Annotated in this window: 12 protein-coding genes and 1 pseudogene; 8 read left to right on the forward strand and 5 right to left on the reverse strand. The window is 63.4% G+C overall.

The genetic code is table 11. The features are described from left to right. Positions 1 to 99 precede the first annotated feature (99 nt). The 5 genes from B0G38_RS21865 (at position 100) to B0G38_RS21885 (ending at position 3,607) form a co-directional block, all read left to right on the forward strand. Positions 100 to 747, forward strand: coding sequence for a TetR family transcriptional regulator (locus B0G38_RS21865; RefSeq protein WP_264671417.1), 648 nt, complete (start codon positions 100 to 102; stop codon positions 745 to 747). Positions 748 to 775: 28 nt separating this feature from the next. Beyond that, positions 776 to 2,035, forward strand: coding sequence for a plasmid pRiA4b ORF-3 family protein (locus tag B0G38_RS21870; protein WP_264671418.1), 1,260 nt, complete (start codon positions 776 to 778; stop codon positions 2,033 to 2,035). Beyond that, positions 2,025 to 2,507: an acyl-CoA thioesterase gene (locus B0G38_RS21875; RefSeq protein WP_264671419.1), complete on the forward strand. Its 483-nt coding sequence runs from the start codon at positions 2,025 to 2,027 to the stop codon at positions 2,505 to 2,507. The genes B0G38_RS21870 and B0G38_RS21875 overlap by 11 nt, the downstream gene beginning before the upstream one ends. Before the next feature lie 182 nt (positions 2,508 to 2,689). Then, positions 2,690 to 2,893 carry a cold-shock protein gene (locus tag B0G38_RS21880; protein ID WP_074699652.1) on the forward strand — a complete coding sequence of 68 codons (204 nt, stop codon included), beginning with the start codon at positions 2,690 to 2,692 and terminating at the stop codon, positions 2,891 to 2,893. A gap of 165 nt (positions 2,894 to 3,058) precedes the next feature. Then, positions 3,059 to 3,607 (forward strand): DUF488 domain-containing protein, encoded by a 549-nt coding sequence (locus B0G38_RS21885; RefSeq protein WP_264671420.1) that lies wholly within the window; start codon positions 3,059 to 3,061, stop codon positions 3,605 to 3,607. A gap of 141 nt (positions 3,608 to 3,748) precedes the next feature. On the opposite strand, the gene B0G38_RS21890 is transcribed toward B0G38_RS21885, so the two are convergent. Further along, positions 3,749 to 4,183 (reverse strand): DoxX family protein, encoded by a 435-nt coding sequence (locus B0G38_RS21890; RefSeq protein ID WP_264671421.1) that lies wholly within the window; start codon positions 4,181 to 4,183, stop codon positions 3,749 to 3,751. A gap of 251 nt (positions 4,184 to 4,434) precedes the next feature. On the opposite strand from B0G38_RS21890, the gene B0G38_RS21895 reads away from it, so the two are divergent. After that, positions 4,435 to 5,208 carry a M50 family metallopeptidase gene (locus tag B0G38_RS21895; protein WP_264671422.1) on the forward strand — a complete coding sequence of 258 codons (774 nt, stop codon included), beginning with the start codon at positions 4,435 to 4,437 and terminating at the stop codon, positions 5,206 to 5,208. Between the two features lie 84 nt (positions 5,209 to 5,292). On the opposite strand, the gene B0G38_RS21900 is transcribed toward B0G38_RS21895, so the two are convergent. Further along, complete coding sequence (locus B0G38_RS21900) at positions 5,293 to 5,631, reverse strand: hypothetical protein (RefSeq protein ID WP_264671423.1); 339 nt, start codon at positions 5,629 to 5,631, stop codon at positions 5,293 to 5,295. A 305-nt stretch (positions 5,632 to 5,936) separates the two neighbouring features. Here B0G38_RS21900 and B0G38_RS21905 point away from each other — a divergent pair, with 305 nt between their 5' ends. After that, the gene (locus B0G38_RS21905) at positions 5,937 to 6,239 is read left to right on the forward strand and encodes a DUF4193 domain-containing protein (protein WP_169991860.1); all 303 of its coding nucleotides are present in this window, start codon (positions 5,937 to 5,939) and stop codon (positions 6,237 to 6,239) included. 33 nt (positions 6,240 to 6,272) lie between these two features. Here B0G38_RS21905 and B0G38_RS21910 read toward each other — a convergent pair whose 3' ends face one another. The 3 genes from B0G38_RS21910 to B0G38_RS21920 are packed head-to-tail and all read right to left on the reverse strand — an operon-like array spanning position 6,273 to position 9,941. After that, the gene (locus tag B0G38_RS21910; protein ID WP_169991858.1) at positions 6,273 to 6,641 is read right to left on the reverse strand and encodes a nuclear transport factor 2 family protein; all 369 of its coding nucleotides are present in this window, start codon (positions 6,639 to 6,641) and stop codon (positions 6,273 to 6,275) included. 46 nt (positions 6,642 to 6,687) lie between these two features. Then, positions 6,688 to 9,360, reverse strand: a complete 2,673-nt coding sequence (locus B0G38_RS21915) for a multicopper oxidase domain-containing protein (RefSeq protein WP_264671424.1) — start codon at positions 9,358 to 9,360, stop codon at positions 6,688 to 6,690. After that, on the reverse strand, positions 9,357 to 9,941 hold the full coding sequence (locus B0G38_RS21920; RefSeq protein ID WP_413542103.1) for a helix-turn-helix domain-containing protein: 585 nt from the start codon (positions 9,939 to 9,941) through the stop codon (positions 9,357 to 9,359). The genes B0G38_RS21915 and B0G38_RS21920 overlap by 4 nt, the downstream gene beginning before the upstream one ends. A 273-nt stretch (positions 9,942 to 10,214) precedes the next feature. Here B0G38_RS21920 and B0G38_RS21925 point away from each other — a divergent pair. Further along, positions 10,215 to 10,459, forward strand: a pseudogene (locus tag B0G38_RS21925) (hypothetical protein); the annotation flags it as partial.

A 10,459-nucleotide genomic window follows, 5' to 3' on the forward strand; every position in this document is an offset into this window, starting at 1 on the left:
CTGCCACATTGGCAGGGGGTGGGCAAATGTGGGATATCCTAGAAGCTGGCCAGCGCCACGGGAAGTCCGGATGGGCACCGGAAGGGATGAAAGAGGCGAATGAAGGTCAAAACCGCGGAAATACGGGCGACAGCGGCCCATCAGAGTGCCGTTTCACCTGGTTTGAGAGAGCGCCGGAGGCTGCAAACACGGGCGGAAATCACCGATGCGGCACTACGGCTGTTCGCGGAGGGCGGAGTCGCCAGCACCACGGTGGACGATATCGCCGCCACAGCCGGAGTCTCGGCACGGACCTTCTTCCGCTATTTCGCCACCAAGGAAGAAGCCGCTTTGCCAGTTCACCAGGACTTTCATGAAGCCATTGCCGCGGGGCTGCCCTCGGTGGATCCGCAGGGCGATGTTCGCGACGAGGTGGACCGGCTTTACGCCCTGACCATCCTGCCCTACACCGACAATGGTTCGCCGGCTGCCCAGCGGATGCTGCAGGTCAGCCAACTGATCCGCAAGGAACCCTCGCTGCGTTCGGCGCAGGTACGGCAGACAGTGGAGCGGACCGAGGACCTGCTGGCTGCCCTGAGCGCAAAGTTCGGTCCCGAGCGGGCCGACCAGATGGAACTGCGGCTGGCCATCGACATTTCCGGAGCCGTGGCCCGCGCCGCGCTGGACACCTGGGTAGGCCTGCTGGAGGCAGGGAAAGCGGCGGACCTGGCCGAGATTTACGGCCAGGCGCGCGCCTTCGCGCGTTAACGGCGAGGCTGTCGGCAAAACTGGCAGAATGACGATCATGCGAGCCGCCGAGAAAGCCCTCGACCTGCACATCACTATTGCCGGAACGGAACCGGAGATCTGGCGCGACCTGCGCGTGCCTGCCGCCATCACGCTCACCGATCTGCACAAGGTCATCCAGCGGGCGTTCGGCTGGGACAACCGGCATCTGCACATGTTCCGAAGCACCGATGCCGCGGGCCAGGAGCGCCGGTTCGCCAGCAACGATGAAACAGTCATGGAACTGGAAACCGAGCAGGCAGCGGTCGTCACCCTTGAGGACGTGTTCAGCTCCAAGAGCACCGAACTGGTTTACGAGTACGATTTCGGCGACAGCTGGCTGCATGAGATCAGCATCAGCGGCCATGCGGTAGCACCCGCAGGCCAGCTCTCCTGCATTGCCGGTGCCAACCGCGGTCCGGTGGAAGATTCCGGCGGAATCGGCGGCTACCGGGAGTTGTGCGAGATCCTGCTGGACCCGAACCACGAACGGCATGACGACCTGGCCAAGTGGTACAGCTGGGCCACCAACAAACCTGCCGCCAAGTTCGATCCGCAGGAATTCGACCTGGAGAAATGCAACCGGAGCCTCGCGCGGCTAAGTCCCCAACTCGGTGACGCGACGCCCACGCCCGAGGAAATGGCCGCCGTCGTACTTCCCGCAAAGTGGCTGCTGCAGCGGGTCGGCGCCGACGGGCTCGAGCTGACCAAGGACGGTTACCTCAAGCCCGCCGTGGTCGCCGAAGTCATGACCAGTCTCGGATGGGAAAAACGCTGGTACGGCGGGTCTAAGCGCGAATCGCAGACGTTGCCGGTGTTCGAACTGCGTTCGGCGCTGCAGGACTGGGGACTGCTGCGGAAATACAAGGGAAAGCTGGTGCGGACGCCGGCGGGACGAAAAGCGTACGACGACGACGTGCGGCTCTGGGGCCACCTCGCCGATCGCTTCGCTCATCCGCGTGATGCTGGAGAGGAAGTTGTCCGGCGGCTCCTCGTGCACTGGCTGCTGGAAGACCGGGTGCCCCCGCACGACATGGTTGGCCAGGCCGTGGCGGATAGCTTGATGTCTGCGGGCTTCCGGACATCGGACGGCGACGACATCCCCGATGATCAGGGGATGTACCTGTACATCGATGCGCGGCGCACGCTGGCGACTCTCGGCGTCTTCGAACAGGAGGATTTTTTCGAAAGTCTTTTATTGACCAGCGAAGCCGGCCTCAAATTCTTGTTGGAAGTCCAGCGGCGGCAGAATGAACATCATGAAGACTGACACCGAAACGGGCGGGAAGCGGCTGAGCTGCAACGTGCCCATGCGCTGGGGCGATATGGACGCCTACGGGCACATCAACAACGTTGAGATCCTGCGCATCCTCGAGGAGGCGCGCATCCACGCATTCGGCCCGCCGGCGGGCACGGGCGGGCCGGGGCTGGATGTGGACCTGCCGGTATTCTCCGACCTGCCCGAGGGAGCCCAGGCACTGGTGACCGAGCATCGGGTCAAGTATGTGCGGCCGCTGAACTACCGGAACATTCCGGCTCGTGTCGAGGTCTGGATCAGCGCGTTGAAGGCAGTCAGCCTGACCATCGCCTATGTCATTAGCGATCCGGTCACGCAGGACGAGTGCGTCCGGGCCGAGACAACGCTGGCGTTCTTCAACGAGGCGGATCAGCGGTTACTGCGTGTTACGCCGGAGCAGAAGTCCCGCCTGCGGCCGTTCGTGGGAGAAACAAACTTTCGCTGACCAGCGGCTATGTCCGCGCCGGGCGACTCCGTGTACACTAGGTCACAGTTGTAGTGTTGCGCATGTACTAGGAACGGCGAACCCAAAGGGCTAGCCGTTTTTTCTGTAGAAGCGGACAATGGACACCGCGACTGGGGCTTCCCGAAGGCCGGGAACAGTCTCAAACAGAAGGATGCATAAAAATGGCAACAGGTACCGTCAAGTGGTTCAACGCTGAAAAGGGCTTCGGATTCATCCAGCCTGACGACGGCAGCGCAGATGTTTTCGCGCACTTTTCTGCGATCAATTCGGGTGGCTACCGGTCCCTCGAAGAGAACCAGAAGGTCAGCTTCGAAACCGAGCAGGGCCCCAAGGGGCCCCAGGCAGTAAACATCACGGTCCTCTAAATAAGGATCTGAGGCTTTCGGGCCAGGAAACAGGGCGGATTTCCCGTCCTGTTTCTGTTTTAAGCAGCCCGATCGTGGCCGCCTTACAACTACCCGCGCTTTCGCCGTACCGGGGAACCGCCCTGAGCGTTGGACAGGCGCCTCGGTGCCGAGCAGACTGTCGGTATGGCGTCCGGTACAGCTTTGCGAATCTTCACTGTCGGCCACGGCACCAGCAGCCGGGATGAACTGGCCGGACTGCTGGCGGGGGCAGGCATCGAAGCCCTCGTTGACGTGCGGCGCTTCCCGGGCAGCCGCAAGCATCCGGACATGGGCAAGGATGCTCTGGCCAAATGGCTTCCCGACGCCGGTATCGACTACCGCTGGGAAGAGCAGTTGGGCGGCCGGCGAAGAATTCCTGCCGGCGAACCTGAACCGGACAGTTGGTGGAAGGTAGCTGCCTTCCGCGCCTACGCCGCCTACACCCGGACCCCTGAATTCGACGCAGGCCTGGAGCGGTTGCTGGAGTACGCGCCGTTGCAGGCGACCACCGTGATGTGCAGCGAAACTGTCTGGTGGCGTTGCCACCGCCGGCTCATCTCCGACGTCCTGGTCCTTCGGCACGGTGTCGACGTGCTGCATGTGATGCCCGGCGGCAAGCTGACGCCGCACAAAGTGGCAGAGGGAGCCCGGTTAAACGGCAATATTGTCCGTTGGGACGGACCAGCAGACTAAGCGCGTTCGACTGCATGTATGAACGAACGCGAGCGCGACCACGGTTTTGGCTGGAATGGCGGCAGGTTGCGCTGCCATTCCAGCCAAAACTGCGGACGCGTCCGGAGATTTTGAGTCTAGGTTCTTGAGCCCAGGTACTGGTTACGCGAGGACGCTCAGCTTGAAGTCCTTGCGGCCGAAGAGGGCATGATCCACCGAAACGCGTCCGGGGCCCACCAGTGCAAGAGTCAGGGCCGCGGTGCCGAGGAGGAGCACCAGTTCGTAGCCGCCGTCCATGGCGAACACACCGGCCGGGGCGTGAACGAGGAACAAGGCACCGAGCATGTTTACGAGCAGCAGGATGGCGACCGGGCGGGTCAGCAGGCCCAGGATCAGGGCGATGCCGCCAGCCAATTCGAGGGTGGCAACAACCGGAGCTGCGATCTCGGCGACGGGAATGCCCATCTGGCCGAAGGAGGCCTGGGTTCCGGCGATCGTCCATTCGTTGAACTTCTGCCAGCCGTGTGCGGTAAAGAGGAAGCCGAGGACAACGCGGAGGATAGTGCGGGCGGTAGTGGTCAAAGCGAATTTGTTCATGATGTTTTCACCGTTTCTTATGGTCAAAGTATCGGCCGTCGGGAACGAGCGATCAGCATCAGTTGATTGACGCTTCAATAAAAGACTGACAGGAGAACACTTGAAGTGTCAAGTTAGGTGTCCGGGGCTCGGGTTGCCGGGGCCCCGTGCCGCCGTCGTAATCACGCTGTTGGGTCTTGGCTTTTCTTCAACATCGTCCAGCTTGCCCTGCTACAGTCCGCTTCGGATGCAGTTCTAGAACCAAGGATGAGATGACCAGCACAGCACAAGACGTTCAGGATTTCGCCACCGATTGGTGGGGCAGGATTGCCGCCGGCTTCCAGCAAGGCCCCGCGCTGGACGCGCCGGCGATAGAGCTGGTTCTCATTCTGTCAGCGGCCTTGATGCTCTCCGTGCCGCGTCCCATGTGGAAGTACTTCGGGTTGTTCGTCACCGTAGTCCACGAGCTGGGACACGCGTTCGCGGCGCTGACCACCGGGCGGATTGTCAGGGGCATCCACCTGCGCTTCGACCATTCCGGGGCGATGATCAGCCGCGGCTCGGGGAAGGCCGCCGCGGCCTGGACGGGCTTCTGGGGCTATCCGGTTCCCGCCGTCGTTGGTGCCGCGCTGGTGTGGGCCGCTTTCAACGGCTGGTCCTCGCTGGCACTGTCCGTGAGCGCGGTTCTGCTGCTGGTGACCCTGTTGTTCATCCGGAATGTCCAGGGGGCGGTCATCGCCGTCGGGCTTGCGATCGTGTCCGAACTGATGGTGTTTTTCGCGCCGCCCGCGTTCCTCGGGCATGCGACTTTGGCCATCGGGATTGCGCTGCTGGTCGGGGCAGTCCGGGACTGGCTGAACGTCGTGAGTGTCCACACACGCCGCCGCCAGCTCCTGGGCAACTCGGATGCCTACATTCTGTCCCGGCGCACGGGCCTTCCATCCGGCGTGTGGCTGGCCGGTTTCGCCCTGGTGATTGCCGTTTCCTGCGCCGTAGCGGCGGGGACGGCTTGGTCCGCCGTCGGGCCGGTGGCTTTGCCCTTCTGATGGGCGTGATGGGTCAAGTAGCCGTCCACCCGCCCCGGCGGACAGCTACTTGACCGGCCGGGAAAGTCCAGGGCCCCGGATTGATCAGCGAGGCTGTGCGGGATTGGACGGATCCCCCTGCGACGGGGGATTGACAGGCGGCCCGGACGTAGCCGGCGATACGGGCGACCCCGTCTGATGCCGGGTCACTTCCGGCAGATCCTGTGCCACTGAACCGCTGGGTTCTGCGCCGTTCCGCAAAGCCTCGATCCGTTGTTCGAGGACCTGGGTGACCGGCAGGCGGTTGCCATGCTCGCGCTCGTAGGCCAGCAAGGTGCTCACACCTTGCTCATCCAGAGCCGTAATTCGAGTGGGCAACGTGCCGAGCGGAATGTGGTCGTAGTCGGGCAAGGGGAGTTCGTCATGCTTGGGGGAGTCGTTCATGCTTCCTCCTGAGTCGTCGAGACCGGAATGAATCGTTCCCCGCCGCCGCTGGTCCGTGAATCCGGATCGTGGCGGAGGTTCCTATAACCTAACAGCGGACCGGGTTGAAAGTAAGGGGTTATAAGCTACCTTGGTCCGGCATTTCTGGGAGCTGCCGGAGGCCCCCGAAAGGCCCTCAAATGCCCGGGAATTATTCACGCGTTCCGTTCGTTGTGCAGGCGATATTGAAATTTTCGCTCAAACAGCTAAAATGGGCGCTCACATATAGGTCAAAAACCCAATACCATCAGGAGCACTAAACCCGCATGGCAACCGATTACGACGCACCCCGCAACAAGGACGATGACCAGAGCAATGAGTCTCTGGAAGCGCTGCAGACCCAGCGCTCCGGTGGTGCAAAGACCGCGCTCATTGACGTCGAGGACTCGGATACGGCCGAAGGCATTGATCTGCCCGGCGCCGACCTCTCCGGCGAAGAGCTTGTTGTCCAGGTCGTTCCGGCACGTGAAGACGAATTCACCTGCTCGTCCTGCTTCCTGGTCCGCCACCGCAGCCAGGTAGCCCGCGAAAAGAACGGCGAACTGTACTGCCGGGACTGCGAAGGCTAAACAGCTTCCTGCGAATCACCCCAAACCCCGTGCTTATGAGCGCGGGGTTTGTTGGTGAAAGGACACTTTCCAGCCGTCGTCGCGCCGGACATACAAGGTGCTGACAAGGGCCGAGTATTCCGGCTGGCCGTCGCGATGCGCGGTAACGCCGTAGGTTATGACACCTGTCTCCGCGGTGGGCCATAAAACCTGGGGGACCTCGAGCCGGAAGTCCGACCACGGCGCCCCGCTCATGGCCTCGATGGTCAGGCTCCGGTCCGTCAGGCGCGTCCCGCCGGGCAGCAGCATCACCACTTCCGCGTCCAGCATCGCCTGGTAGAACTCGGCCGCGGTCTGACCCCCGGATGACAGGGCTATCCAGCCGCGCTGTTCCAGTTCGATCAGTTCGTCGCTGGCGTCCATGGCTCCCCCTAGATCCGGTAGTGCCAGCACACACCAGCGGGACCCGCTAGTCAACCACTTCGATGATTCCCATGGCGCCACGCTCGGCATCCACAAAGGCATGGTTGACGAACGTGTACCGGCCGGCCTCCGCGAACTCGAGCTCGACAAATCCGCCTTGCGCAGCCGCGAGGTCAAGGGCCTGCGCCCCGCCCTGCTCCGCGTTATCCGGTTCCAGCAGGTAGGCCCCTTCCTTGAACACCGTGTCGAACTGCCCGCCCACCACGTGGAAGCTGGTGCCGCGGGAAGGACCGGCGGTCAGCAGCCAGATACGCACGCGCTCACCGGCCTTCACTTGCAGCGGGTGGTGCATGTACTGCGTGGCATGGCCGTTGAACATCACGATGTCCGGGTCTTCGGCAGCAATCTTGTCCACGTTTACCGGCCCGGCCTGCTCACCGAGATAGGCCTCGGACTGGACCAGCAGGAACTCCTTGTCTACCTCAGGCAGGTCTGCCGGATCGATGATCACGGCACCGAACAGGCCCGAGGCTATGTGGGCCGACATCGGCGTCGTGCCGCAGTGGTAAAGCCAGATGCCGGAACGCTCTGCCGTGAACTCGTAGATCAGCGATTCGCCCGGCGGAATGGTCCGCATGGGCTCGTCCGGGGAAACGGCGCCGGCGTGGAAATCCACCGAATGGCCCATGGTTCCGTTGTTGACCAGCGTGATTTCGAATCTGTCGCCGACCTTGCCCCTCAGCGTGGGCCCCATGACGCGCTCGTTGAAGGTCCAGGCTTGCTGCACGACGCCGGGAGCCACCTCCTGCGCCAGCTCCTCGACGTTGAGGGTCAGCTTGTGCGTGGTGCCCGACGGCGCCGGTGACAGTTCTGCCGCACGCGGCTCGAAGTCTTCGCCCGGCCGGGCATGGAAATCCAGCGCGCCCGCGGGAGCTGCCGCGCCGTCGTCGTTGTTCATGTGGTTTGAATGGCCGTCGGCCGGATCCTGTGCCTGGCTTCCAGCATCCGCCGCGCCCTCGGCCTCCGCGGAGCCGGTCACATTGATTTGGAAGACCATGCCCTGGCTGCGGTGGCCCACCACGGTACACCAGCCTTCCGCGTCCGTGCCGATGATGCCCGCGTCGATGGTGGCGGATTCACCCGGGTAGAGCCGGCCGGATTCCTGCCCCGTGGCCAGCCGCAGATCGTGCACCGTGGTTGGGTCCTCGTTGGTCAGTTCGATGACCAGCCGGTTGCCCTCGGGGACATCCACGGAGGCGGGCGAGAAGCGCATATTGTTGGCCGACACCCTGACCGTAGTGGTTTCGCCTGTGGGCTCCACTGCGGAGGCGGGAGCGGTGGAACCGGACAGCGCAGCCGGATCCATGGCCACACCGCCGGCCGCGCCGAGCAGCACCAAGATCACCCCGGCAGCGCCCCAGGCAGGATGGTTCTTCGGCCGGGGCGCTGCTTCGACCTGCAGCGGCAGCGGCTTGCCGCCATTGGCCAGCACCGCCTTCCGCCCCGCGACAGATGCCTTCACCGCCCGGAACATCAGCGGGAGGAACGAGGCGAAGGCCAGCAGCACCAGCACGGACACGATGACCCGCACCCAGCTGGGCACCGGCAGCAGGCAGACAAGTAAACCAAAATTCACGACGGCGATACGCAGCATGGCAAATTTGCTCATCTGCGCGTTGGCCGCCTTAACCGCGGCAGGGCCTCCGCCCATAATGGCAGGCATGAGGTAGCCCATGACGCCCAGCAGCACCTGGGCCACGAACCCGGCAGCGAACGGTGCGGTCAGTTCTTCGAGCCGATGCGGATCCAGCGGCCCGGAGACCAGCATCGTGAAGAGCGCGACCAGCGAACCAACCAGCCACACCAGTCCCGCGCCGACCGAAAAAGCAGGAAAGTCGTCCGGCCGCTTGGCCAAGGCGCAGCGGAGAATATACACGCCAATGTAGGCCACGCCGAGCAGATAAAGCAGTACGCCGGCGGCTGCGGCCGGAGCCAGCCCGACCAGCGCACCGAGCACCGAAATCGCCAGCCCGGCGGCCATCGCAATCAAACTGCGCCAACCTGCCAGGTCCATTCCCGCGGGCATCCGGGTGTGCAGAATGGTAGGCCAGAGGGTGATGAGCGTTCCGATTACCGTCAGTCCCACGAAACCAAGCAGATTGGTCACCTGGTGTGCCAGCAGGAGCCGGGCATGGGCTGCGTCGCTCAAACCGTACGCCAGTGCCGCCCCGAAGCCTGCCCCGACCGGCAGCAGCAGCGCCGCTGCAATATAGAACTTCACCGTGGCCGCGAAGCGTGATGGCAACGCGCGGCGCAGCTGCAGCATCAGATGAACGGCATGCCAGGCAACAGAACCGCCCACCACCACGGCGCCGATCAATGTCAGGAGCCAGATGCCGGCAAGAATGCCGGCAACGGTCACCACAATCCCGGCGTTCAAGGTCCGGATGCGCCACAGTTGCACGGTCCGCGCCGTGTCCGGCAAGCGGTTCTTCAGCAGGGCTTCGGTGAAGTGCTGGCTCCAGATCAGGATGGAGTTGGTAACCATGCCCAGCGTGAACATGTGGACCAGCAGCCACCGCGATTCGGGGACGAGCGGGTGGACGAACGCCAGAACAATCAACAGCACGAACCACACGGTGACCGGCAGGCTGGCCTTGCGGTGCCACGAGGACCGACTTGCCGGTCGGGAGGTCTGTGCCGGCGCCGGGGTTGTCATGAGTTGTCCGCTCTTCCGCTCGAATCCAATGTGTCCGTCAGCCTGACCGTGCAGTATCCGGATCCGGCGAAAGGCTCAAGGTCTGCGGCGGTGCCGGCGTGGTCTTCCAGCCAGCCGCGGACCAGGCCCAAATGTACGTTGCACACCACTTCAGGTTGCTCCCGCGCTGCCGCCAGCATCGGGCACTGGCGTAGGTGGATGTCCACCTTGCCGGACGAGGCATCCTGCGTTGCCTGTTGGGGGAGTGGCGCGAAGCCGTGCTCGGTCAAGCGTTGCAGGACCTGCTCAAGAGCGGGGCGGGAGGCATCGCTAACCCTTCCGTCCGAACGGTCCATGGCCGCCCAAACCCGGCCCGCCCGTACCGCAGCAGCAGCGGGATCGGATGCTGCGTCCGATAGCTCCGCTGCCAGCGCCACGGCGAGTTCAGTTGTTGGCTGGTGAGCCCGGACAGCTTCAAATAACGACGACGGCCGCCCTCGTCCGAGCGGCGCCTCCACTCGGTGCCGGACCAGGCCAGTCTTGGACAAAGCGTTCAGGTGTTCACGGACGGTGTTTCCATGCAGCTTCGTTATGGCGGACAGCTCAGCGATTTTGGCTGGGCCACCATGGCTTACCAGCGCCTGCAGGACTAAGGATTGAGCGCTCGTTAATGCGCGTGGTGCCCCCTCCGAAGTGGCAGGCGCAGGGCCTTCGTGTAGCCCAAATTGCGCCGCGGAGTTCCGTTCATTTTTCACGGTTCTTATTGTATTTATTCATGCCCCTCTTCTCTAAATCCAACCGGAATGAGACTGAGGGTTATCCACCCCCACCCATCGCTGTTGTGTACTCCGTCACACCACAGTAGGATCGAATGTATGTTCGAGTCAATCGTTCCAGCAGAGATGGATCCGGTGAAGCCGGTTCCCGGTGATCCGGGTGCTGTCCTGGTCCGTGCCGCGATTCTGGAACTGGCGGACATGGACCAGGACGTCTCCGAAGGGGTGCGGATTGACCGGATCACCGCACTGGAGGAACTTAAAGCCGCCGCCGCTGCCGCGCAGGCACGCGAGACGGAAGCGTTTGTCGCCTCCCGCCGGGAAACCCGTGCTGCCGCGGGGGT

Origin of the sequence: Crystallibacter permensis (genome assembly GCF_025960875.1) — a bacterium.
Lineage (GTDB): Bacteria > Actinomycetota > Actinomycetes > Actinomycetales > Micrococcaceae > Crystallibacter > Crystallibacter permensis.

Coding starts and splice junctions, on each gene's coding strand:
- B0G38_RS21880 (WP_074699652.1), top strand. CDS start 2,690: ATGGCAACAGGTACCGTCAAGTGGTTCAACGCTGAAAAGGGCTTCGGA.
- B0G38_RS21905 (WP_169991860.1), top strand. CDS start 5,937: ATGGCAACCGATTACGACGCACCCCGCAACAAGGACGATGACCAGAGC.
- B0G38_RS21885 (WP_264671420.1), top strand. CDS start 3,059: ATGGCGTCCGGTACAGCTTTGCGAATCTTCACTGTCGGCCACGGCACC.
- B0G38_RS21870 (WP_264671418.1), top strand. CDS start 776: ATGACGATCATGCGAGCCGCCGAGAAAGCCCTCGACCTGCACATCACT.
- B0G38_RS21895 (WP_264671422.1), top strand. CDS start 4,435: ATGACCAGCACAGCACAAGACGTTCAGGATTTCGCCACCGATTGGTGG.
- B0G38_RS21910 (WP_169991858.1), bottom strand. CDS start 6,641: ATGGACGCCAGCGACGAACTGATCGAACTGGAACAGCGCGGCTGGATA.
- B0G38_RS21890 (WP_264671421.1), bottom strand. CDS start 4,183: ATGAACAAATTCGCTTTGACCACTACCGCCCGCACTATCCTCCGCGTT.
- B0G38_RS21915 (WP_264671424.1), bottom strand. CDS start 9,360: ATGACAACCCCGGCGCCGGCACAGACCTCCCGACCGGCAAGTCGGTCC.
- B0G38_RS21900 (WP_264671423.1), bottom strand. CDS start 5,631: ATGAACGACTCCCCCAAGCATGACGAACTCCCCTTGCCCGACTACGAC.
- B0G38_RS21875 (WP_264671419.1), top strand. CDS start 2,025: ATGAAGACTGACACCGAAACGGGCGGGAAGCGGCTGAGCTGCAACGTG.
- B0G38_RS21865 (WP_264671417.1), top strand. CDS start 100: ATGAAGGTCAAAACCGCGGAAATACGGGCGACAGCGGCCCATCAGAGT.